We start from the raw sequence: 23,332 nt of genomic DNA, 5'->3' as shown, positions 1-23,332 counted from the left end.
CATGACGCAGGCAAAGCTGGAGACAGAAGTCTCGAAATATATGAGCTATGTTTTGCGTCATGCGCCTGAGGCCGCAGGTTTGACGCTCGATGCCGAGGGCTGGGTGTCGTTGGATGAACTCGAAAAGGCGGTGACGTCGAAATACGACGTTTCCCGCGCCGATATTATCGCGGTCGTCGAAAACAATCCGAAGAAGCGCTTCACCCTTGCCGACAATAGAATTCGCGCCAATCAGGGTCATAGCGTCGACGTCGATCTCGCATTGACCCCGGTGGAACCGCCAGCGGCTCTCTACCACGGCACGTCTTCCGCCAACTGGCATTCGATCGAGCGCGAAGGCTTGAAAAAGATGCAGCGTCATCACGTTCATCTGTCGGCGGACATCGAAACCGCAAAAATCGTCGCAACGCGCCGCAAGGGTGAATATCTCATCCTGCGTGTCGATGCGGCTCGCATGTTTTCAGAGGGTCATTCTTTCTTTGTCTCCGACAATGGAGTATGGCTCGCCGAAAGCGTTCCAAATCAATATCTTTCGCCAGACGCGGGGACCCCATGAAATCAGCCGTCGTTCAACTTCCGGGCCTCAACCGCGACCGAGATATGATCGCCGCCCTGACGAAAATTTCCGGCAAGCCGCCGGTGACGATCTGGCAGACGGAAACCGAGATCCCCGATGTCGACCTGATAGTCATCCCCGGCGGTTTCTCCTATGGCGATTACCTGCGCTGCGGCGCGATCGCCGCCCGTATGCCGGTCATGCAGGCGATCATCGACAAAGCCGAAAAAGGCGTGAAGGTGCTCGGCGTCTGCAACGGCTTCCAGATCCTCGTCGAGGCCGGCCTGCTGCCCGGCGCGCTGATGCGCAATGCCTCGCTGAAATTCGTCTGCCGCGAAATCAAGCTCGAAGTCGTCAATGCCGAGACGGATTTCACCCGCGCCTACGCGCAGGGCCAGATCATCCGCAGCCCGGTCGCCCATCACGACGGCAATTATTTCGCCGATGAAGCGACGCTGGCGGCAATCGAAGGCAATGGCCAGGTGGTGTTCCGCTACGCCGAGGGCACCAACCCGAACGGCTCGGTCAACGACATCGCCGCCGTCATGAACGAAAAGGGCAACGTGCTCGGCATGATGCCGCATCCCGAAAACCTGATCGAAGCCGCCCATGGCGGCTCGGATGGCCGCGGCCTCTTCGCCTCGGCGCTCGATGTCATTGCCGCCTGAAATCCTCTCATCCGGATCTGGAGCAAGATCGATGCGCCCTCGCCTTTCCGTCGCAAATGCCGCCCTGCTTGCCGCTCTCGCAGCCATGGTCGCGGCCTGCCAGTCCACGCCGGCACCGTCAGGTCCGAACCGCGCCGCATTGCCGACGATGGAGCGCGTGGCGCTCGGCGCCAATGCCTGCTGGTTCAAATCGGGCGATCCGGCCTTTGCTGCTTACAAGCTCGCGCCGGAGCTCAATTCCTTCTCCGGTCGCCCGCGCATCCTGCTCGTCCATAAGGGCAGCCCGGAAAGCCGGCCGCTGCTCGTCGTGCAGGCCGAGGGAAGCCCGTCGAATGTCCAGGCCTTCGGTCCGATGATGTCGGAACCGGTCGCCGGCCGCATCGCCGCCGACGTCAATCGCTGGTCCGGCGGCAGCAAGGCCTGCAGCTGATCGCTGCGATCAATCCCCGCGGAATCAGTCCCAGAAGAACGACTTGCTGATTTCGCGTGCGGCATCGGACTGCGACACGCCGATATCCTTGAGTTCGCTCGCCGTCAGGTTTCTCAGCGCCCGCCGGCCTTCCCGCTTCTGATGCCAGACAAGCACCGCCGCCCAAATGCGGCCCAAGCGAGTCGTCCCCTCTGCAGGCACATCGGGGAGGACGATCTGTCTCCTATCTTCATAGGAGACAATCGGTACAATTGGCATTTTGATCTCAGGCAAGGCAGACATTCCAGGAATCCTCTCGGTTATCCGTTGGAATTGACTCTTAATCTTGACAGATACAATGTGACAATATAGGCAATTGTCACCATGACAAATTGGCTTCCTGATCTTTCCCGCGGCTCCGGGCCGGTCTATCTCCGGCTTGCCGACAGCATCGAATCCGCCATATCGAGCGGCGCCCTGCCCGCCGGCAGCAAATTGCCGCCGCAACGCAATCTCGCCTATGATATCGGGGTGACAATCGGCACGATCGGCCGCGCCTATGCGCTGGTGCATGAGCGTGGCCTGGTCGCCGGCGAAGTCGGGCGCGGCACCTATGTGCTGAACCGCTCGGAGACCCCGCCCGGCGAACAGGCCGACCCGTTGACGGTTTCGCTCGGCAGCACCCGCCTCCGCGATGCGCCGGCAGACAAGATCCGTTTCGACACCACCGCCGCTCCCGATCTTGGCCAGGGCAAGATCATAGCGGGCATCCTTTCCGAGATCGGCGAGCAGCATCTTGCCGAAATCTCCTCCTATTCCAGGAGTTTTCCGGGCAACTGGTTCGAGGCCGGCCGCCGCTGGCTTGCCCGCAGCGGCTGGACGCCGGAAGCCGAAAACATCGTGCCGACGCTCGGCGCCCATGCGGCGGCGGTTGCCGTCATCGCCGCCGTCTCGGCGCCGGGCGACAAGATCGTCTTCGAGGACCTCACCTACACCCAGGTCAGCCGCAGCGCCCGCCTTCTCGGCCGTCGCACGCTGACGGTCGATTCCGATGAACACGGCGTGATCCCTGAGGATTTCGAGCGGCTCTGCCAGCAGCAGCATCCGAAGCTCGCCTTCCTCATGCCGACCATCCACAATCCCACCGTGACGATCATGCCCTATGAACGGCGTGCGGCAATTGCTGCAATCGCCAGGAAACATGGCGTCTGGCTGATCGAGGACGATCTCTACGGCGGCATGGCCGACGATGACACGCCGCTCATCGCCTCGCTTGCGCCCGATCGCACCTTCCTCGTCAGCGGCCTGTCGAAATCCGTCGCCGCCGGCGTGCGCGGCGGCTGGGTCGCCTGCCCGCCGCATTTCGCCCAGCGCATCAGGGTGACGCACAGGATGATCACCGGTGGCCTGCCCTTCATCCTGGCGGAAACCTGTGCTCGTCTCGTCGAAAGCGGCACGGCGCACGCGATCCGCAAGCAGAGCGTCGAAGAACTCTCCCGGCGCGTCCGGCTCGCCCGCGAGCAGTTGCAAGGCTTCGATTTCCAATCGCACCCCCACGCGCCTTTCCTCTGGCTGAAACTGCCGGAGCCGTGGATGTCCGGCACGTTCAAGAACGCCGCTTACCGCGATGGCGTGCTGGTCGATGACGAGGACGAGTTCAAGGCGGCGCGCGGCGAGAAAATCTATCACCGCGTTCGCATCGGCTTCTCCTCGCCGAAGTCGGAACAGGAACTGGTCTCCGGCCTGATGATCCTGCGCCGGCTGCTCGAAAACGGCGGTTCCGCCTATGACGGCGAAATATGAGGTGTTGCAAATACACGTCATAATTTAGAAAAAACGTCAGAGCCAATTCGGGACGCTTCACCGACTCAACCTCCATGCTACGTCTTTGTTATTCTCGCCCGACGCGAATCAGAGGACAGCAAATGAGGATCGACTTCGGAAGGATCGCGTTGCGTTTTTTGAATACGGCGTCGTCGGCAGCAATCGCCGGCACCTTGGCGGCAGGCTCGGCGAATGCCGGCGAGCAGATATTCGATGAACTGCGTTTCGGCCTTTCGACCTCGGTGCAATCCGGCCATTCCAGGGAAGACGGCGTCTTTCCCGAGATCACCGCTCTTTTCGATCCTTTCGGCTACGAGTCTGCCGTCGGCTGGCAACAGCAGTTGCTGCATCCCCGCGTCCATCTCGGCACCTCGATCGGCACATCAGGCGAGGCCACCCAATTCTTCACCGGCTTCACCTGGACGGTCGATTTCAACGAAAAGCTTTTCGCCGAAGCGGGCTTCGGCGGCGTCATCCATACCGGCGATCTCGAGGGCGATGGTGATGGCCCGGAACTCGGCTGCCGCGTTCTCTTCCACGAATATGCCGGCGCCGGCTATCGTTTCACCTCGCATTGGAACGTGATGGCCCAGATCGCCCACTCCTCGCATGCCAATCTTTGCGACGGCCCGAACGACGGCATGACGCGCGCCGGCCTGCAGATCGGCTACAAGTTCTGAGCGGCGAGAGCCTTTACGAGAAAAGCCTCCCTGCCCCTGTGAACTGCCCCCGAAAGTTGGGTGTCCAACTTTCGGGAGTCAGTTCACTGTGTAGACGGCAGGCTTTTTTCTGTCGCGCATCGCCGCGACATAAGCTAAAGACAGCGCAAAACGCGCCAGGGACTTTCCGCTCATGACCATTCCAAACACCATCCCGATCACGCCGGAACTCATTGCGGGCCATGGCCTGAAGCCGGACGAGTACCAGCGCATTCTGGATTTGATCGGTCGCGAACCGACTTTCACCGAGCTCGGCATCTTCTCGGCCATGTGGAACGAGCACTGCTCCTACAAATCCTCGAAGAAATGGCTGCGCACGCTGCCGACCAAGGGGCCGCGCGTCATCCAGGGCCCGGGCGAGAATGCCGGCGTGGTCGACATCGATGACGGCGATTGCGTCGTCTTCAAGATGGAGAGCCACAACCACCCCTCCTATATCGAGCCTTACCAGGGGGCTGCGACCGGCGTCGGCGGCATCCTGCGCGACGTCTTCACCATGGGCGCGCGCCCGGTCGCCGCGATGAACGCCTTGCGCTTCGGCGAGCCGGATCATCCGAAGACCCGCCACCTCGTCTCCGGCGTCGTCTCCGGCGTCGGCGGTTACGGCAATTCCTTCGGCGTGCCGACGGTTGGCGGCGAAGTCGAATTCGACGCCCGCTACAACGGCAACATCCTCGTCAACGCCTTTGCCGCCGGCATCGCCAAATCCAACGCCATCTTCCTCTCCGAAGCCAAGGGCGTCGGCCTTCCGGTCGTCTATCTCGGCGCCAAGACCGGCCGCGACGGCGTCGGCGGCGCGACGATGGCCTCGGCCGAATTCGACGAATCGATCGAGGAAAAACGCCCGACCGTTCAGGTCGGCGACCCCTTCACCGAAAAATGCCTGCTCGAAGCCTGCCTCGAACTGATGCAGACCGGCGCCGTCATCGCTATCCAGGACATGGGTGCGGCCGGCCTCACCTGCTCGGCCGTCGAAATGGGCGCCAAGGGCGATCTCGGCATCCTGCTCGAGCTCGACAAGGTGCCGGTGCGCGAAGAACAGATGACCGCCTACGAGATGATGCTGTCGGAAAGCCAGGAGCGCATGCTCATGGTGCTGCAGCCGGAGAAGGAAGCGGAAGCCAAGGCGATCTTCGTCAAATGGGGCCTCGACTTCGCCATCGTCGGCAAAACCACGGATGATCTGCGCTTCCGCGTCATGCATCAGGGCGAGGAAGTCGCCAACCTGCCGATCAAGGATCTCGGCGACCAGGCGCCGGAATATGATCGCCCCTGGCGCGAGTCCGGCAAACCTGCCCCCCTGCCCGCCAATCTCGTTGCCGCCCCTCAGGATTATGGCCAGGCGCTGCTCCAGCTCGTCGGCTCCGCCAACCAGTCGAGCCGCCGCTGGGTCTACGAGCAGTATGACACACTGATCCAGGGAAATTCGCTGCAGCTTCCGGGCGGTGACGCCGGCGTCGTGCGTGTCGACGGCCACCCGAGCAAGGCGCTCGCCTTCTCCTCCGACGTGACGCCGCGTTATGTCGAGGCCGATCCCTTCGAAGGCGGCAAGCAGGCGGTCGCCGAATGCTGGCGCAACATCACCGCGACCGGCGCCGAGCCGCTCGCCGCCACCGACAATCTGAACTTCGGCAATCCCGAAAAGCCCGAAATCATGGGCCAGTTCGTCGAGGCGGTGAAGGGCATCGGCGAGGCCTGCCGGGCACTCGATTTCCCGATCGTCTCAGGCAACGTCTCGCTCTACAACGAGACCAACGGCGTCGCCATCCTGCCGACCCCGACGATCGCAGGCGTCGGCATGCTGCCGGATTGGCGCAACATGGCCCGCATCGGCGCCGCCAATAACGGCGACAAGGTGGTCATGATCGGCGTCGACGGCAGCCATCTCGGCCAGTCGGTCTATCTCCGCGATGTGCTCGCCAGCCGCGAAGGTCCGGCCCCCGAGGTGGATCTGTTTGCCGAGCGCCGCAACGGCGATTTCGTCCGTTCCGTCATCCGCAACGGCCAGGCGACCGCCTGCCACGACATTTCCTCGGGCGGCCTTGCGGTCGCACTCGCGGAAATGGCCATGGCCTCGGACAAGGGCCTGACGATCGATCTCGGCGAAGGCAAGGGTGCGCCGCATGCGCTGCTCTTCGGTGAAGACCAGGCACGATACGTGCTGACGATCCCGGCCGATGTCGCCGATTTCGTCTGCGCCAACGCCGAAGGCGCGGGCGTTCCCTTCCGCCGTCTCGGCACGGTCGGAGGCACGGCGCTTGTCGTCGGCGATCTCATCTCGCTGCCGATTCAGCAATTGCGCGATGCCCATGAATCGTGGTTCCCTGATTTCATGGAAGGCCGCGGCGAACTGGCTGCGGAATGATGCGCAAGGAGTAACGATCATGGCCATGAAACCCGGCGATATCGAAGACATGATCAAGGCTGGGATTCCCGGTGCCAAGGTGACGATCCGCGATCTGGCGGGCGACGGCGACCACTACGCCGCCGAAGTCGTCGCAGAAGCCTTCCGCGGCAAGAGCCGCGTACAGCAGCACCAGATGGTCTACGAGGCACTGAAGGGCAATATGGGCGGCGTGTTGCACGCACTGGCACTGCAGACCTCGGCGCCGGATTGAATTTAGGGTAGGCCGCGCCCCCATCACTCCTCATTCCTGTGCTCGTCACAGGAATCCAGCGTGCCCAAGTCCTTGGGCACATAAGACCTTTTCCTTGAAACAAGTGAGTCATTCACCGCGCCGACGCGCGGTGGCTGGATTCCTGTGACGGGCACAGGAATGAGGGTGGTTTTGTGAACGCGCATCGATCCAGCGGCCTTGGTGAGCTGGAATCGCGTCGAGTCCCGAAAAGGAACTCCCATCAAAGAGCCCGGCGTAAACGTGATGCTTCCATCGTTACCGAGCACCACACCCCTTAAGCCGGTAACCTGCCCTTCTCCGGATAAGCAAACACCGAAGCCGGCATCGGCCCCGATGTCATCAGCGTAAAGTCGAAGGCCGCCTGCAGATCGGGCCCCAGCACATATTGCCGGTGGACGCGGAGCTGGTCCTTGCGGATCTTGCGGTAGTGCTCGCGTGTCAGCATCTGCTTGACACGGATCAGGATCATCTTTGCCGGCGGTGCATCGGCATGGCCGGACACGGCGACGACCGGCACCTTGTAGAAATTGATCGAATCCGTCAGGCACTGCACGTCGAGCCAGGAAATCTCCGGACAGCGGGCGATCAGCCCGACGCGGGCGCGCAGCACTCTTGCCGATGACAGCAGCGCGCATTGCAGAATGGCGCTGCCGAGCGTGGCAAACACTACGCGTTTGCCCGTGAAGATCTCCGGCTCCCTTTCCAGCAAGATGCCAATGACATGGGCGGCCACATTCGATCCCATGCTGTGCGAGGAGATCACATACTCGTCTGCTTCTTCGGTGAGGGCCTCACGCACGGCCGTCGCCCGGTCTTCCAGCCAGTCGTTGAAATCGGCCCGATCCATCCGGCCGAGCGCCACCGCCATTTCCCAATCGGCAAAGAGATGCAGCGTGTGGAAGCGTTCGGAAAACGGCAGGAAGGCGAAGATGAAGAAGCAGAGCGCGAGCGGCCCGCTCCAGAGCATGTGCCAGGGAGAAAAGCCGAGACCATAGGGCAGCACAGCGATTTGCGCCGTCAGCGCAATCGCCAGCGCCGTCAGCAGGAACGGAAAGAGAAAGAACAGCCCGAAGCGCCAGGCATGGCGGAAATATCCCCGCATGCCGCCTTCGAACATGATCTGAGCGCAGCTGCGAAAGCCTGCGATGATCTGGCTCAAAGTGTTGCCGCTGCGCAGTCGGCGCACGAACATATCGTGATCGACCATGTGGATCCGGCTCTTCGTCTGCCAGCCGCGAGAACCGGTTTCACCGGGCGCCGCATCGCCGCCCGTCGTGACCTCGAAACTGCGCGGATCGCTTCCCGCCGCAGGCGCCCCCACCTCGACCGAATAGCCCCAGACAGCAGCGCTCTGCTTGGCAGAACGTTCGTAGCGCGCCCTGTGAGCGGCGCCATCGAGCGGCTCGAAGCCGGGAAAATGCAGGACGACCCGCTTCTCGATCAGTTTCATTCCACCTTCCGGCCCGGCGAATGGCCGGCATGTTGCTGCGATCCGGCTGCTATGCCTCCAATATCGACAAAAAAGCAGCTTTCGTCTCGAAGCCGCCTTGCTAACCGAAGTCATCAGGAATTCAATAGCAGGCATGTCGTTTCCACCACGAACGGAGGGGTTTTGTGGCCGATCTTGTCAAAGAATTGATCTCGGGCGTCGTCGACAGCGTGCTGAAGGAAATCCTGAAGAAAACCACCGGCCGCGCCACGACGAAGCGCAAGAAGCGTAAAACGCGCAGCGCATCGACGACGGCCGCTGCGCGCAAACCAGCCTCGACCGCCCGCAAGACGACCGCGACACGCAAGCCCGCCCGCAAACAGGTCAGCAAGCGCCGCACCGCCGCCGGCCGCAGCCGCCAGCGTCGCAGCTGAGGCAGGCGCGCAACGCCTATCTCACCCGTCAACCGTAACGCGACGGCAACAATCCCGGAGTGGCCTGACCAGATTGGTCTTTTTTTGGTTTGGGCGGGTGGAATTCCTGCCGCCACATGCTATCTAAAGACAACGATTGAAACGGCGGGCCTTTAACCCGCCTGTTGAAAGGATCAGGTCCTATGAGCGGCATTCACGAATTCATCGACAACGAAATCAAGAGCAACGACGTCGTCCTCTTCATGAAGGGCACGCCGCAGTTTCCGCAGTGCGGTTTCTCCGGGCAGGTCGTGCAGATTCTCGATTACATCGGCGTCGACTACAAAGGCGTCAACGTGCTCGCCGATTCGGAGATCCGCCAAGGGATCAAGGAATATTCCAACTGGCCGACGATCCCGCAGCTCTACATCAAGGGCGAGTTCGTCGGCGGCTGCGATATCGTCCGGGAAATGTTCCAGGCCGGTGAGTTGCAGCAGCATCTCCAGGAAAACGGCATCACCGTGCGCGGCGCCGCCTGACCGGTCACCGGACGTCCGCCCGGTTTCCAAATCTGTAATCTTGAGTCCGAGGCGCTGCGGCTAGCAGCGCCTTGACCTGTTTATGGGAATTTCATTGTGACAGATTCATCACAAGCCGTGTCCGCGGGCCGCCTGCCCATGGGCAAGCGAGAGTTTATCGCGCTCGCCGCCTTCCTGATGGCCGTCAACTCCCTGGCGATCGATATCATGCTGCCGGCCCTGCAGCAGATCGGCGCGAGCCTCGGCGTCGAGAGTGAAAATCATCGCCAGTTCGTTGTCTCAACCTATCTGCTCGGCTTCGGCTGCGCCCAATTGTTCTACGGGCCGCTGTCTGACCGTTTCGGCCGCCGCACGCCGCTGCTGATCGGTCTCGTCATCTACATTCTCTCCGCCATCAGTATCGTCTTCGTCCCCTCCTTCGCAGGCTTGCTCGCCCTGCGCTTCGTCCAGGGCGTCGGTTCGGCAGCGACCCGCGTCATCACCGTCTCCATTGTCCGCGATATCTATGGCGGCCGGCAGATGGCCGAAGTCATGTCGCTGATCATGATGGTCTTCATGATCGTGCCGGTGATTGCACCCGGCACCGGCCAGATCGTCATGTTCTTCGGCAACTGGCACCTGATCTTCCTCTTCATCGCCGCCATGGCGACGGCAATTGCAGTCTGGGCCTATCTCCGCCTGCCGGAAACCCTGCATCCCGCCAATGTCCGCCCCTTCACCACCCGCTCGATCTTCGGCGCCTTCAAGCTGGTGCTGACCAATCGCATCGCGCTTTGCTACACCATCGCCAGCACCTTCATTTTCGGCGCGCTGTTCGGCTTCATCAATTCCGCTCAGCAGGTCTATGTCGGCATCTACGATCTCGGCGTCTATTTCCCCTTCGCCTTCGCCGGCGTGGCGATCTTCATGTCGCTGTCGTCCTTCTTCAACTCGCGTTTCGTCGGCAAGCTCGGCATGCGCCGCCTGTCGCACGGCTCGCTGATCGGCTTCATCACCATCAACACCATTTGGCTGATCGTCCAGATGGCGAGCTCCGAGCCGATGCCCTTTGCTCTGTTCATCTCCTTCTTCGGCCTGGCCATGTTCCAGTTCGGCTGGATCGGCTCGAATTTCAATTCGCTCGCCATGGAGCCGCTCGGCCACGTCGCCGGCACCGCCTCCTCCGTCCTCGGCTTCATGAGCACGGTCGGCGGTGCCCTCATCGGCGCCGGCATTGGCCAGGCCTTCGACGGCACCGCGCTGCCGATGGTCGCCGGCTATTTCATCGTGTCGATCATCGGGCTCGTCTTCGTGCTGATCGCCGAGAAGGGCCGCCTCTTCCAACAGCATAACCCGGCCGTCTGAACGGCCCACCTCCTCTGAATGGCCACCTCCTTCGCATCCGGGATTTCACCACATGACGCCGCCGCATAAACCGCATCAGGAAAACCAGGGCTCCCGCCGCATCGGCATGGGTTTCGGCGAATTCGTCGTCACCATTGCCATCATGACCGCCAGCATCGCCATGGCCATCGACAGCATGCTGCCGGCATTGCCCAATATCGGCCATTCCCTCGGCGTCACCAATACCAACGATGCGCAGCTCATCATCGGTGTCTTCTTCTTAGGCTTCGGTGTCTCACAGATATTCTTCGGCAGCCTTTCGGATACGTTCGGCCGCCGCAACATCCTGCTCGGCGGCCTCGTCTGCTACCTCTTCGCAATGTTTGCCGCCGCGGCAACCGGCAGCTTCGAAATGCTGCTCGTCATGCGCTTCATCCAGGGCGTGGGCGGTGCGGCGGTGCGCATCACCACCATGGCCATCGTGCGCGACTGCTTCGGCGGCCGCGAAATGGCCCGCGTCATGTCCTATGTCATGATCGTCTTCATGATCGTGCCGATCGTCGCCCCCTCCGTCGGCCAGCTGATCATCATGTACGCCAACTGGCACTGGATCTTCATCCTGCTCGGCATCACCGCCACCATCCTGTTCGTCTGGGCATTTCTGCGCCTGAAGGAATCGCTGCCGCCGGAAGAGCGGCTGCCGCTGTCGGTCGGTTCCGTCGTCGACGGATTCAAGACCGTGCTCACCAACCGCATCACCTGCGGCTACATGGTCGGCCTCACCATGTTCACCGGCGTCATCAGCGCCTATGTCATCTCGGTGCAGCAGGTCTTCGGCGAGGTCTATGGCCTCGGCGACTGGCTGCCGATCGCCTTTGCGGCGACCGCCGGCGGCATCGCTGTCGCCAATTTCGCCAACGGCTTCTTCGTGCGTAAATTCGGAATGCGCCGCATATCGCATGCCGCTTTGCTGATCTTCACGGCGCTGTCAGCTGCCGGTTTCTTCATTTCGCTGGCCGCTAAGCCGGATTTCGCCACCGCCTACGGCATCTTCACCATCGTGCTGATGATGTTTGCCGTCATCGCCACCAATTTCACCGCCATCAGCCTCGAGCCGATGGGCAATCTCGCCGGCACCGCCACCGCCGTCACCGGCTTCGTCTCGACCACATTCGGAGCGATTCTCGGCGGCTTGGTCGGCCAAATGTTCAACGGCACGGTCCAGCCCCTCTTCGGCGGCTTCGCGCTCTTCGGCGCGGTAACGATCGCCGCCACCCTCTGGGCTGAAAACGGCAAGCTCTTCACCCACCCGGGCGACAGCCCGCAGCTGGATCCGGGTGCGGCCCACTTCTGAAGCAAGCCCTTGGAGGACCGGGTTTTGGATACAGGACATGACCTTTTCCCTCCGGGACTGCAGGGCGAGATCTTTCGCCCCGAACGGGATATTGGCACTGGCGTCTTAGTGCTCGCCGGCTCCAGCGGCCGAGTGGATTCGGATCGCGCCAAGTTGTTTGCAAGCCAAGGGGCAACGGCCATCGCGCTTCGCTGGTTCGGCAGCGAAGGCCAGGTGCCGGGCATCTGCGAAGTGCCGCTGGAAACTTTTTTTAGTGCCGTAGACTATATAGTGGAGCTCGGCTGCAACCGTATTGTCCTCGTGGGAACATCGAAAGGCGCCGAAGCTGCTCTGCTCACAGCGGTTTACGACCCGCGCGTTAGCGCCGTTGTCGCGATGAGCCCTTCTTCAGTCGTATGGGGAAATATCGGTCCGGGTCTTGACGGGATCAGTTGGCCGGAACGCTCGTCGTGGACGTTGCAAGGCGCGCCGCTTCCCTTCGTACCCACGGATCCTGCATGGGTGCGGGAGTACAGAAATGGGCTTGTTGCCTACAGGAGCCTGTTCGAACGATGCCTTGATGTGCACGAGTCGGAGGTCGAAGCAGCCTCGATTCCTTTGGAGAGAACACGCGCCGACATTCTGCTCATAGCAGGATCCGACGACGCGCTTTGGCCATCGGACAGATTCGCGGCGTCGATCGTTCGCCGACGTGCGGCTGCAGCCTTGCCCACGCAGCTTTTCTTGAGAGAGGACGCGGGCCACCGCATCCTGCTGCCGGGCGAAACGACGCCGCGGTCATCGCTGCATGCTCACGGTGGAAATGATGACGCCGACGCCGAATTGGGGCGACTAGCGTGGGAACACATTCTCTCTATCCTGTAGCCGAACGTGGCAGTGCGCGAAAGGCATCCCGGTGGACAATCGAATTCTGATCAGACCTTACGCCCCGGGCGACGCAGACGCGACGATTGACATTTTTCTGCGTGCCATCCGGGAAATCTCGTCGAAACACTATTCACCCGCTCAGATAGAGGCTTGGGCAAAGGTGGAGGACCGCAGCCTATGGGCGGAACGCAGGATAAGCAGGCCTGCCTGGATCGCGGAGATCGATGGAGAACCGGTGGGGTTTTCCGATCTAACCGGTGACGGGTGCCTGGATATGATGTTCGTTCACCCCGAATTTCAGGGGCTCGGTGTCGCAAGCAGCCTATTGAGCAGGGTCGAGCTCGAAGCTCTGAGGGTTAGCTTCAAGCGAATTTATACGGAAGCCAGCCGAACCGCGCGACCGTTTTTCGAGAGCAAGGGTTTCCGCGTGATAACCAGGCAAACCGTCGAGAAACGCGGGCAAAGCCTGGAAAATTTCCGCATGGAAAAGCTCTACGCGGAATAGGGGGAACCTCCGACACGCGTCATCGAACGAAGCCGCCCCCCGTCGCAGGCTACCTCAGCAAAATCAGCGTTCTGCGGCCGGTTTCATGCCTCAAACCGTGACGACCTCACGGCGCAGCAGCTCCCACGAGGCCTTGTCGGGCGCAACCAGCAGCCCGCCATCGAGATGATGCGGCAGGTAGGGAGAACCGTCGAAACGGGCGGCATGGGCGCCGGCCTCCTGCGAGATCAGCGTGCCGGCCAGATGATCCCAGGGCATCAGCTTGTTGTATATGAGGTAATGCACATGGCCGCCCGCGAGGGTGCGGTATTCATGGGCCGCGCAGCGATAGTTGGTGAGGAAGCGCACCTTGGCGAGATTGCCGAGGATCTCGGCCCGCTTCTCCTGCGGCAGATAGCCGGTGGAGGCCATGCCGACCATCTGGTCTAGCGCGACAGGCTCGGCCGCGCGCAGCCGCCGTGCTTCGCCATCCGGCCGCCGCAGCCAGGCACCGGCACCCTTTTCCGCCATCACCCAGTCGTCACCCATCGGATCGTAAATGATGCCGGCAATCGTCTCTCCGCCCGATATGACGGAGGCCATGACGCCGAAGGCCGGGATGCCGGCGGCGAAATTGAACGTGCCGTCGACCGGATCGACGACGATGGCGAGATCGGCATCTGCGAGCCTGCCGAGCAGCGCAGGCTCGGCTGCGACCGATTCTTCGCCGAGGAACAGCGCGCTTGGCCAAAGCCGCTCGGCTTCCGCCTTGATCATCCGCTCGGCCTGCTCATCGGCCTCGGTGACGAGATCGGTCGCCTCGCTCTTGGCGCGCACCTCATCCCGGCCAAGCCGGCGGAAGCGCGGCAGGATCTCCGCCTTCGCCGCGCCGCGCAAGAGATCGGCAAGAACGGTCACGTCGACAGTCGCAGTCATGTCAAATCCTTTCGGTCCGGCCTCTTCGTAAGGGCTCAAATCAGATGCCGACGATCTCGCGGCGGATCAACTGCCAGCTTTCCCTATCGGGCGCGGAAATGATGCCGCCCGTCGTCTCGCCGGGACGATAGGGCGTGCCGTCGAATTTCGCCGTATGGCCGCCGGCCTCCTGATGCGCCAGCACGCCGGCCAGGTGATCCCAGGGCATCAGCTTCGCATGGCCGATGAAATGCAGCTTGCCGGAGGCGACCAGCCAATATTCATAGGCCGAGCAGTTGAAAGCGAAGGTCATTTTGATCTTCGCCATGTTGGCTGAGATGCGCGAGCGATCCGGGTCGACCATATGGCCCCATGAGATGCCGCCGACCATCTGGTTCAAGGCGGTAGGCTCGGCCACTTTCAGCTTGCTCGATTGCCCATCCTGCCGCGTCAGGAAGGCGCCCGCTCCCTTGATCACCGTCAACGTATCGTCGAGGACGGGATCGTGAATGATGCCGGCGACCGTTTCGCCCCTGACGGTGACCGCGAGCATCGTCCCGAAGACCGGAAGCCCGGCGGCAAAATTGAAGGTGCCATCGACAGGATCGATGACGAAGGCAAGCTCGGCGTCGGCAAGGGCCGGCACGACGGAGCGGTCGGCGTCATAGGCTTCCTCGCCGACGACGAGGGCTGAGGGAAAGCGCTCTTTCAGCGCCGCGGTAATCCTGTGTTCGGCGAGCAGATCCGCCTGCGTCACCAAGTCGATTGCCGAGGTCTTTTCCGAAACGTCGGCAGTGCCGAGATTGCGGAAACGCGGCATGATTTCCGCGCGCGCCGCCTCCTTCACGCAATCGCCGAGAAAGAGAATATCCTTATCTGAAATGCTCATGCGAAATCCTGTTCTTCATGCAACGACCAGTCTCCCGCAGCCGGCCTTTCACGAAGGGTCGGTGACTGTCAAGCCGGAAAAGTCGAAGAGCTTGGGATCGAGCAGATGGGAGGGATTCACATGGGCAAGCGCCCGCAGCATCGTGTCCTTGCGCCCCGGCATCCGCCGTTCGATATCGGCAAGCATATCCTTCATCGCATTGCGCTGCAGCCCGTCCTGCGAGCCGCAGAGATCGCAGGGAATGATCGGAAACTGCATGGCGGCTGCGAACTTTGCGAGGTCGTCCTCGGCGGCGTATGCAAGCGGCCGCAGCACCATCAGATCGCCCTCGTCGTTCAGAAGCTTCGCCGGCATGGAGGCAAGCCGCCCGCCGTGGAAGAAATTCATGAAGAAGGTTTCGAGAATGTCCTCGCGGTGATGGCCGAGCACCAGCGCATCGCAGCCCTCTTCCCGGGCGACGCGGTAGAGATTGCCGCGCCGCAGCCGCGAACAGAGCGAGCAGTAGGTCGCCCCCTCCGGCACCTTCTCCTTCACGATCGAATAGGTATCCCGGTACTCGATGCGGTGCCGGACGCCGATCCTCGTCAGATAATCCGGCAGCACATGCTTGGGAAAATTCGGCTGCCCCTGGTCGAGATTGCAGGCGATGAGCTCCACCGGCAGCAGCCCGCGCCATTGCAGATCGAGCAGCAGCGCCAGCAGCCCGTAGGAATCCTTGCCGCCGGAAAGGCCGACCAGCCAGCGCTTCTGCCCCTTCAGCATACCGAAATCGTCGAAAGCCTGGCGCACTTGCCGCAGCAGCCGCTTGCGCAGCTTGTTGAAGGAGACCGAATGCGGCGCATCGGCAAACAGCGCATGGCCGATGTCATCCCCTGATACAACAGGCCCCAGATCGTCCGCGATGTTGGCTGCGATATTCATGATCTCGTCCAATCGAAGATTGCAGACTTGAATTCGAGCCTGCTTATCAAGCTGCCTTTAGCAGAAAGTCGCCCGGCAACACAGCATCAATCACCGAACACCGACCAGCCGGTGCGCGCCGCCAGCATCTCCAGCGCCACGGCGCCGAGTTGCGAATTGCCGACCTTGTTCAGCCCGGGCGACCAGACAGCAATCGAGGCAATGCCGGGCGCCACCGCAAAGATGCCGCCGCCGACACCGCTCTTGCCGGGCAGGCCGACATGATAGGCGAAGTCGCCCGAGCCGTCGTAATGGCCGCAGGTCAGCATCAGCGCATTGATGCGCCGCGCCCGCTTGGGCGAGACCACCGAATGCCCGGTCATCGGATTGCTGCCGCGCGCCGCCAGGAACAGCCCGGCGCGGGCGAGCTGCTCGCAGCTCATCGACAGGGCGCATTGATGGAAATAGACGCCGAGCACGTGATCGACGGGATGATCGAGATTGCGGTAGGCGCGCATGAAGTTGGCGAGCGCGACATTGCGATATCCGGTCTGCGTTTCCGAGCGCGCCACCTTGTCGTCGATGGTGATCGATTCGTCATCGGCGAGATAACGCACGAAGCGCAGCAATTCGCCGATCGCCTCGCGCGGCGCGTGCCCGGCCATGACGACGTCGGAAACGGCGATCGCGCCGGCATTGATGAAGGGATTGCGCGGAATGCCGCCCTCGTGCTCGAGCTGGACGATCGAGTTGAAGGCCGATCCGGACGGTTCGCGCCCGACGCGCTTCCACAGGCCCTCGCCGACCTTGCCAAGCGCCAGCGTCAGCATGAAGACCTTGGAGATGCTCTGGATCGAGAAGGCGATGTCCGCATCGCCGACACGATAGACCTTGCCGTCGACGGTGACGATCGCCATGCCGAACTGCCTTGGATCGACCTTGGCAAGCTCGGGAATATAGTCGGCGACCTTGCCCTCGCCGATGCGCGGCAGGATATCGGTATGGATACTATCGAGGATCGCCTGCAAATCCGCCATCGCTTCTCTCCGGATAACAAAAAAGCCGCCCGAAAGAGCGGCTTTTCCATAAGCGAAAACGCCTGGTTTTTCTTAACGCGAATAGAATTCGACGACCAGATGCGGTTCCATGACAACCGGGAACGGAACGTCGCTGAGCGTCGGAACGCGGCCGAAAGTGGCGACCATCTTGTTGTGATCGACTTCGATATAGTCAGGAACGTCGCGCTCGGCGAGGCTGACGGCTTCCAGAACGGTCACCAGCTGCTTCGACTTCTCGCGAACTTCGATGACGTCGCCGACCTTGCAGCGGTAGGAACCGATGTTGACGCGAACGCCGTTGACGGTGACGTGGCCATGGTTGACGAACTGACGGGCAGCAAAGACCGTCGGAACGAACTTGGCGCGATAGACGATCGCGTCGAGACGCGATTCCAAGAGGCCGATCAGGTTTTCAGACGTGTCGCCCTTGCGGCGGTCGGCTTCGGCGAAGATCGCGCGGAACTGCTTTTCGCGCAGGTCGCCGTAGTAGCCCTTGAGCTTCTGCTTGGCGCGCAGCTGCACACCGAAGTCCGAAAGCTTGCCCTTGCGGCGCTGGCCGTGCTGGCCCGGGCCGTATTCGCGACGGTTCACCGGGGACTTCGGACGGCCCCAGATGTTCTCGCCCATACGGCGGTCAATTTTATACTTGGACGATTCGCGCTTGCTCATCGTATTTCCTTTCAAAGGTTTATGCCGGTTTGTTGCCAAACCGCGCGAAGGAAACACGCCCTCCTCTGATCTCTTCCGAGATCTGACAGGATGTTTCGGTTACGCGAACAGAAACGATCCACGGGACATGTCAAATGAAACACCGGACATTGCTGCCCGGTGCTTGGCGCGGTCTTTAGAGGCCCGTCATGAAAATGTCAACTGCGCTAGAGCATGATGCCGAAAAGTGTAGGCGGTTTTCGGACGACCTCATGCCCTAACTCTTTAATTGAGAACAGGATTCAGATTTTAGGCCGGGCGGGGCTAAAACATCCTGTTCTAGAGCCCGAAAGCGCCACTATTCCGCAGCCAGCGGCTGATCGCCTGTATCGGGCGCATTCGCGTCGCCCGGCGCGGTCTGGCAATTCATGTCGGGGAAAGCCACGATGCGCTTGCCGGAGAAGTCCGCGTGCACGACGACGATCCCCTGCTCCTCGAAATAACCGAGCAGACGGCGGGCGCGGCGTGCCGAATGAGTGCCATAGGCGCGGGCGATGCGGGCGTCCGACGGGCACGGCTCACCGCAGGCGGCGGCCTTGGCGAGCATCAGGAACACACCCTGCAGGTCGTCGGTAACACCAGATGACAGCGATAGCGCCGTCGCCCACTCGTCGGTCGCGGCTGTCGCGGCATCCACGCCGGAACGGGAGATCGCCACACGCCGGCGGAAATCCGGCAGCGCGATCGGTGGTCCCGGCACGCGGCGCATGCGCAGCCGCACGAGAAAGTCCTGGTAGAGAACCGAATCGGTCCGGAAGGCGGAGGTGGGGTCGTCGAGGATTTCGGCAAGCACGGCGGCGAGGCGCTCTTCCCGCTCCTCGGCGGAGAGCTCCACCTGGCTCGCCCTCGCCTCGACCGGCGCGGGTGACGCCGCCGGCGTCGAGCGTGAAAGCTCGGCCAATATATCGGTGGTCGGCCGCGGCGCCGGCGGGGCGCGGCGCACCAGCGGACGCTGAAATTCTTCCGGATCGGGCGTGAAGATCAGGTCCTCGACATCCTGCGGCGCATCCGGCAGCGGCATCAGCTTGGGGCTGGAGGAGCGCGCCGAGGTTTCCACCGCGCCGATCTGGATCGGCAGCGGCCGGCGCGACAGCGCCGGTCCGAGGGCGACGAAATTGCCGCGCTTCAGATCGCGGAACATTTCGGCCTGACGCCGGTCCATGCCGAGCAGATCGGCGGCGCGCGCCATGTCGATATCGAGGAAGGTGCGGCCCATCAGGAAGTTCGAGGCCTCGGCCGCCACATTCTTGGCAAGCTTGGCGAGCCGCTGCGTCGCGATCACGCCGGCAAGCCCGCGTTTGCGGCCGCGGCACATCAGATTGGTCATCGCGCCCAGCGACATCTTGCGCGCATCTTCCGAGACGTCGCCGCCGACCGAGGGCGCAAACATCTGCGCCTCGTCGACGACGACGAGAACCGGATACCAGTATTCCCGATCCGCATCGAACATGCCGTTGAGGAAAGCGGCGGCGGCACGCATCTGCTGTTCGATATCGAGACCTTCGAGCGTCAGCACGCAGGACACGCGATGCTGGCGGATGCGGTTGGCAATACCAGCCAGCTCCGCCTCGGTGCGCTCGCCGTCGACGACGATATGGCCGAACCTGTCGCTAAGGGTGACGAAATCACCCTCGGGATCGATGATGACCTGCTGCACCCATTGCGCCGATTGCTCGAGCAGACGGCGCAAGAGATGCGACTTGCCCGATCCTGAGTTGCCCTGCACGAGCAGACGGGTCGCCAGCAGCTCCTCGATATCGAGCGTCGCCGGGCTGCCGGACGCCAATCCCATATCGATGCCAACTTGCAATGCCGATCCTCGCGACGAAGAGACTCACATGAACGAAACGCCATTCTTCCGAAACGGCAACGCCCCGTCTATCAAAGAATCTGCTGATTTTCAGGGCCGGATTTCGCCAACCCACAGGACAATTACCCTCTATGCCCTCAGCCCAAATCCCTGCATCAGCCGCCGCGTCGCGAAATCCTGCTGGCCTGACGTAAACACGGCGAAGTCGAAATTGTCGGGATGCACGGCATCGGCAACCAGCGGAACCAGCGTGCGGGCGCGCCGTGCGATCGCTTCGGCCGGATCGAGCCAGTCGACCGGCCACGGCGCGATCCGCCGGAAAAGATTGGCCATGAAAGGATAATGCGTGCAGGCCAGCACGACGATATCGGTCTTCTGACCGTCCCTCTCGACGAAACACTGGTCGATTTCGGCAAGCACGGCTTCATCGGAGACGGCGTCGCCGCGAATATAGGCTTCGGCCATGCGCGCCAGGTTCTCCGAGCCGACAAGGCGGACATGGCATTGCTGCGCGAAGGACTGAATGAGATCGCGCGTATAGGCCCGCTTCACCGTGCCCGGCGTTGCCAGCACCGATACCAGGCCCGAGCGCGTGCGCTCGGCCGCCGGCTTGATCGCCGGCACGGTGCCGACAAAGGTCATCTGAGGAAAGGCGGCCCGCAGATCGGCTCCGACGAGCGTGAAGGCGGTGTTGCAGGCGATGATGCAGACTTCGGGATCATAATCCGTCAAGAGCTTGCCGAAGAGCCCGATGATCCGCTCCTTCAGCGCCTGTTCTTCCCAACCGCCATAGGGAAAGCCGGCATCGTCGGCGACATAGATGAAGCCGCGCTCCGGCATCAGCACGCGCGCTTCACGCAGCACGGTCAGCCCGCCAATGCCGGAATCGAAGAGGAGGATCGGTTTCAGCTCATTCGTCGGCGCTGTCATCGGTGGGCGCATCCTTGCCGGATCGGGTGAAACCGCCTTTACGCGGACTGTTGCGCGTAAAGCGGTCGAGGGAGGAGATGACGCCGCGCAGCACGCTGATTTCCTGTTCCGTGAATGCCCGGCGGGAGAGGACTGCGCGCAAGTTGTCGACCATTTTCGGCTTTTTCGAGGGCGGATGAAAATAGTTGCGCGAATCGAGCGCCTCTTCCAGCTGCTCGAACAGACCGAAGAGCTGCTCCTTGGTGGACGGGCGCTGCTCGAGCGCCTGGAACGGCACGGCTTCCAGATCCTCCATGCCCGATTTCATCCACTCATAGGACATGAGCAGCACGGCCTGGGCGATGTTGAGCGAGGCGAAGGCCGGATTGACCGGGAAAGTGACGATCTCGTCGGCAAGCGCCACTTCCTCATTGGTCAAGCCCCAGCGCTCGCGACCGAAGAGGATGCCGGTCGCCTCACCTGACCGGAATTTCGTGCGCAGCGTTTCAGCGGCAAAGACCGGCGAGCGCACCGGCTTGTAATTGTCGCGGCTGCGCGCCGTCGTCGCATAGACGAAGTTGAGATCGGCGACCGCTTGCTCCAGCGTGTCGTAGACCTTCGTTGCCGCGATCACATGATCGGCTTTGGAGGCGGTCGCCAGCGCCTTCTCGTTCGGCCAGCCGTCACGCGGATTGACGAGGCGTAGTTCGGCAAGACCGAAATTCGCCATGGCGCGCGCCACCATGCCGATATTCTCGCCCATCTGCGGCTCGACCAGAATAATGGCCGGCCCTTCGGCCAGAAGTTGACGCTCGCTGTTCGTGCCTGCCATGGTCTTATCCCTGTTTCGAGCGCGCAATAGCCTCGCCCGCTGCAAACGGCAAGACGTCGGCCGGCGGATAGAGCCTTTCCAGCGCCGAACCGATCATTTCGAGCCCCAGCCTGGCGCCTTCGCGCGACAGCGGCAGGTGTCGCCCTGTCGTACGCGACGCCTTGCGCTTGATCAGGAAGCAGCTGGATCCACGCGGGGCGGCATCGTCGATCAGCGCCAGATCCGCCGCGATCAGCCTGTTCAGCGTGTCGGCGGCGGCCGGCGCTTCATAGCTCTTCGCCAGGATACGCGCCCAATAGGTGCAGGACAGGAAGATCGCCAGCGTCTGGCGGATCTGGCCCGGCCGCGTCACCACCGACCAGGAGGAGCCGAACGGCCGCGCCGCCACCGTCACGTCGCGGTAACAGGCATCGATCTTCTGTGACAGCGCCATCAGCTGGAAACCGCTCTTCCCCTCGCCGAGCGCGCCGAGCAGGTCGCGCAGCGCCTGGAACCAGCGGGCAAGCGCTGAATCAAGCGCTCCGCGTGTGCGTGTGGGAAAGACGATGAAGGCGACCACCGTTCCAGCCACGGCGCCGATCATGGTCTCGCCGATGCGCAGCTTCAAGAGATCGAGCGTCAGCACACCGGTCATGCCGTAGACCAGGCAGAGCACGATCGAGATGAAGAAGGTCATCGTCGCATAGGAAACCTGCAGGAAATAGAAGGCGAGGAAGATACAGACGGCGGCAACGGGAATGGCGATATCAGGTTCGCCTGAAATCAGCGTGGCGAGCACAAGGCCGATCCCGATCCCGAACACGGTCCCGAGCGACCGCGACAGCGCCCTCATCGCGGTGTCGCCGCGCGAATTGGTGTTGGTGAAGACGAGGAAGGAAGCAAGCACCGCCCAGAACCAGCGTTCGCGCGACAAGAGCAGACCGAAGCTCATGGCAATCGCCGATGCGATGGTGATCTGCAGCGCCGAACGCAGCAGCGGATTGGCAAGCGAAAAGTCGATTGCCGGGGATTGCGCCGTATCCTTGACCGCATCGATCTCGGAGAAACCGGAGGCTTGCCCCTGGCCGATCGCCTGCGTCAACTGCTGCCGCGCCTCGCCGAGCCAGAGAAGCGCCCGCACCGTTTCGCCCTGCGGCTGATCCTGGATGGTCTCGGCCATCCCCTCAAATCTTGCAAGTTCAGCCGCATCCGCCTCGATCACCGTATGAACGAGCGCAAAAGGCGGCGGGCTCTGGAAGCTCAGCACGATCGTGCTCTCGGCGGCAAGATGGGCATCGAAGAGCCGGATCGCCAGCTCGGCTGCAGGGTCGGCGGCGCCGTCGAAGACGCCGGCCGGCGGGCGCGGGATGAAGGTCTCCGCCATCAGCACCACTTCCTTCAGCCGGTCTTCCAGCTGGCGCAGTTCCTGCCGGTCGGCTTCGCCGATCTCGGCGCCGCCGGCGATGGCGGCGAGCTTGAAGAGGATCTGGTTGATCCGGCCCCTGACGCTTTCGAGCGAACGCAACAGATCGCGCCGCCAATCGTCGGGCAGCAGAACCGCCCGGACCAGATGGCCGACGAGCACCGCGACGACAGGGCCGATCGCCACTTCAGGCAGCTCGGCAAACGGCGGCCGGAAATAGGCGCCCATGAAATAGGAGGTGAAGGCGAACATGCCGATGGCAAAACCGCGCGGCCCGAACACCCGTCCCGCCGATGCGAGCGCGATCACCACCAGGAAGACGAGATCGGAGAGAAAGCGGCGATCCTCGAGCCCCGCCGCGATGCCGACGACGGCGAGGCTTGCCACACAGCCGAAGAGCCGCGTCACCAGCTGGCGGGAATTGCCCTTGTCGCGCACCGCCACGCCGCCTTCGATCGACAGCACAATGCCGAGGCCAAAGGCCGCGGTCGGCAACGGCAGGATGAGCATGTGGATGGCAAGAAGGACCAAAAAGGAGAAAACGATCGTCAGCGTCACCCGCAGGGCCATGCGCAGACGCGAAAGCGCCGGATCATTGGCAAGCAGCCAGTCGCGAGCCTGAAAACCGGAAAACAAATGCAGGCCTCCTCATGCCGCGGAAGGATCGACAGATAATGCCATGCCG

24 protein-coding genes are annotated in these 23,332 nt (G+C 62.3%); 13 read left to right on the top strand and 11 right to left on the bottom strand.

Annotated elements, in window-relative coordinates; translation table 11 throughout:
• Position 1 precedes the first annotated feature (1 nt).
• Genes QMO80_RS01315 through QMO80_RS01305 form a run of 3 tightly spaced genes read left to right on the top strand, consistent with a single transcriptional unit; the run spans position 2 to position 1,654 of the window.
• Positions 2–556, top strand: coding sequence for an RNA 2'-phosphotransferase (locus tag QMO80_RS01315; protein ID WP_283198565.1), 555 nt, complete (start codon positions 2–4; stop codon positions 554–556).
• Entirely contained in the window at positions 553–1,224 is a 672-nt protein-coding gene (purQ, locus tag QMO80_RS01310; RefSeq protein ID WP_003586242.1) for a phosphoribosylformylglycinamidine synthase subunit PurQ, read from the top strand. The genes QMO80_RS01315 and purQ overlap by 4 nt, the downstream gene beginning before the upstream one ends.
• A 31-nt stretch (positions 1,225–1,255) precedes the next feature.
• Entirely contained in the window at positions 1,256–1,654 is a 399-nt protein-coding gene (locus QMO80_RS01305) for a hypothetical protein (RefSeq protein ID WP_283198564.1), read from the top strand.
• 24 nt (positions 1,655–1,678) lie between these two features.
• Here QMO80_RS01305 and QMO80_RS01300 read toward each other — a convergent pair whose 3' ends face one another.
• The gene (locus QMO80_RS01300) at positions 1,679–1,936 is read right to left on the bottom strand and encodes a DUF1127 domain-containing protein (protein ID WP_283198563.1); all 258 of its coding nucleotides are present in this window, start codon (positions 1,934–1,936) and stop codon (positions 1,679–1,681) included.
• An 81-nt stretch (positions 1,937–2,017) separates the two neighbouring features.
• Here QMO80_RS01300 and QMO80_RS01295 point away from each other — a divergent pair, with 81 nt between their 5' ends.
• The 4 genes from QMO80_RS01295 to QMO80_RS01280 all read left to right on the top strand — a co-directional run bounded on the left by QMO80_RS01295 (position 2,018) and on the right by QMO80_RS01280 (position 6,794).
• On the top strand, positions 2,018–3,436 hold the full coding sequence (locus QMO80_RS01295) for a PLP-dependent aminotransferase family protein (protein WP_283198562.1): 1,419 nt from the start codon (positions 2,018–2,020) through the stop codon (positions 3,434–3,436).
• A 122-nt stretch (positions 3,437–3,558) separates the two neighbouring features.
• Positions 3,559–4,137, top strand: coding sequence for an acyloxyacyl hydrolase (locus tag QMO80_RS01290; RefSeq protein ID WP_283198561.1), 579 nt, complete (start codon positions 3,559–3,561; stop codon positions 4,135–4,137).
• A gap of 172 nt (positions 4,138–4,309) precedes the next feature.
• Positions 4,310–6,541, top strand: a complete 2,232-nt coding sequence (purL, locus tag QMO80_RS01285) for a phosphoribosylformylglycinamidine synthase subunit PurL (RefSeq protein WP_283198560.1) — start codon at positions 4,310–4,312, stop codon at positions 6,539–6,541.
• A 19-nt stretch (positions 6,542–6,560) separates the two neighbouring features.
• Complete coding sequence (locus tag QMO80_RS01280; protein ID WP_004676237.1) at positions 6,561–6,794, top strand: BolA/IbaG family iron-sulfur metabolism protein; 234 nt, start codon at positions 6,561–6,563, stop codon at positions 6,792–6,794.
• A 295-nt stretch (positions 6,795–7,089) separates the two neighbouring features.
• On the opposite strand, the gene QMO80_RS01275 is transcribed toward QMO80_RS01280, so the two are convergent.
• Entirely contained in the window at positions 7,090–8,265 is a 1,176-nt protein-coding gene (locus QMO80_RS01275) for a hypothetical protein (RefSeq protein ID WP_283198559.1), read from the bottom strand.
• A gap of 164 nt (positions 8,266–8,429) precedes the next feature.
• On the opposite strand from QMO80_RS01275, the gene QMO80_RS01270 reads away from it, so the two are divergent.
• The 6 genes from QMO80_RS01270 to QMO80_RS01245 all read left to right on the top strand — a co-directional run bounded on the left by QMO80_RS01270 (position 8,430) and on the right by QMO80_RS01245 (position 13,245).
• The gene (locus QMO80_RS01270; protein ID WP_283198558.1) at positions 8,430–8,678 is read left to right on the top strand and encodes a hypothetical protein; all 249 of its coding nucleotides are present in this window, start codon (positions 8,430–8,432) and stop codon (positions 8,676–8,678) included.
• A 182-nt stretch (positions 8,679–8,860) separates the two neighbouring features.
• Positions 8,861–9,196, top strand: a complete 336-nt coding sequence (grxD, locus tag QMO80_RS01265) for a Grx4 family monothiol glutaredoxin (protein ID WP_003586231.1) — start codon at positions 8,861–8,863, stop codon at positions 9,194–9,196.
• A 138-nt stretch (positions 9,197–9,334) separates the two neighbouring features.
• Entirely contained in the window at positions 9,335–10,540 is a 1,206-nt protein-coding gene (locus QMO80_RS01260; RefSeq protein WP_283198557.1) for a multidrug effflux MFS transporter, read from the top strand.
• 52 nt (positions 10,541–10,592) lie between these two features.
• The gene (locus tag QMO80_RS01255) at positions 10,593–11,873 is read left to right on the top strand and encodes a multidrug effflux MFS transporter (RefSeq protein WP_283198556.1); all 1,281 of its coding nucleotides are present in this window, start codon (positions 10,593–10,595) and stop codon (positions 11,871–11,873) included.
• 24 nt (positions 11,874–11,897) lie between these two features.
• Positions 11,898–12,737, top strand: coding sequence for an acyl-CoA thioester hydrolase/BAAT C-terminal domain-containing protein (locus QMO80_RS01250; protein WP_283198555.1), 840 nt, complete (start codon positions 11,898–11,900; stop codon positions 12,735–12,737).
• Between the two features lie 31 nt (positions 12,738–12,768).
• Entirely contained in the window at positions 12,769–13,245 is a 477-nt protein-coding gene (locus QMO80_RS01245) for a GNAT family N-acetyltransferase (RefSeq protein WP_283198554.1), read from the top strand.
• 90 nt (positions 13,246–13,335) lie between these two features.
• Here the strand turns inward: QMO80_RS01245 and QMO80_RS01240 are convergent, their stop codons facing one another.
• From QMO80_RS01240 to QMO80_RS01200, 9 genes are all read right to left on the bottom strand, one after another.
• On the bottom strand, positions 13,336–14,160 hold the full coding sequence (locus QMO80_RS01240; RefSeq protein WP_283198553.1) for an inositol monophosphatase family protein: 825 nt from the start codon (positions 14,158–14,160) through the stop codon (positions 13,336–13,338).
• A 40-nt stretch (positions 14,161–14,200) separates the two neighbouring features.
• The gene (locus tag QMO80_RS01235; protein ID WP_283198552.1) at positions 14,201–15,028 is read right to left on the bottom strand and encodes an inositol monophosphatase family protein; all 828 of its coding nucleotides are present in this window, start codon (positions 15,026–15,028) and stop codon (positions 14,201–14,203) included.
• A gap of 48 nt (positions 15,029–15,076) precedes the next feature.
• Positions 15,077–15,949, bottom strand: a complete 873-nt coding sequence (ttcA, locus tag QMO80_RS01230) for a tRNA 2-thiocytidine(32) synthetase TtcA (RefSeq protein WP_283198551.1) — start codon at positions 15,947–15,949, stop codon at positions 15,077–15,079.
• Between the two features lie 86 nt (positions 15,950–16,035).
• Positions 16,036–16,965 (bottom strand): glutaminase, encoded by a 930-nt coding sequence (locus QMO80_RS01225; protein WP_283198550.1) that lies wholly within the window; start codon positions 16,963–16,965, stop codon positions 16,036–16,038.
• A 72-nt stretch (positions 16,966–17,037) separates the two neighbouring features.
• Entirely contained in the window at positions 17,038–17,655 is a 618-nt protein-coding gene (gene rpsD, locus QMO80_RS01220) for a 30S ribosomal protein S4 (RefSeq protein ID WP_088674236.1), read from the bottom strand.
• Positions 17,656–17,992: 337 nt separating this feature from the next.
• Positions 17,993–19,504 (bottom strand): ATP-binding protein, encoded by a 1,512-nt coding sequence (locus tag QMO80_RS01215; RefSeq protein ID WP_283198549.1) that lies wholly within the window; start codon positions 19,502–19,504, stop codon positions 17,993–17,995.
• Between the two features lie 129 nt (positions 19,505–19,633).
• Entirely contained in the window at positions 19,634–20,434 is an 801-nt protein-coding gene (gene murI / locus QMO80_RS01210; RefSeq protein ID WP_283198548.1) for a glutamate racemase, read from the bottom strand.
• Positions 20,415–21,245, bottom strand: a complete 831-nt coding sequence (locus QMO80_RS01205; RefSeq protein ID WP_283198547.1) for an RNA methyltransferase — start codon at positions 21,243–21,245, stop codon at positions 20,415–20,417. The genes murI and QMO80_RS01205 overlap by 20 nt, the downstream gene beginning before the upstream one ends.
• 4 nt (positions 21,246–21,249) lie before the next feature.
• Positions 21,250–23,289 (bottom strand): FUSC family protein, encoded by a 2,040-nt coding sequence (locus QMO80_RS01200; protein ID WP_283200085.1) that lies wholly within the window; start codon positions 23,287–23,289, stop codon positions 21,250–21,252.
• Positions 23,290–23,332 lie beyond the last annotated feature (43 nt).

It is taken from the genome of Rhizobium sp. BT03, assembly GCF_030053155.1.
In the GTDB taxonomy this organism is placed as follows: Bacteria; Pseudomonadota; Alphaproteobacteria; order Rhizobiales; family Rhizobiaceae; genus Rhizobium.
The sequence above is the reverse complement of the archived record's forward strand: the minus strand, read 5'-3'. Positions and strand labels throughout refer to the sequence as shown.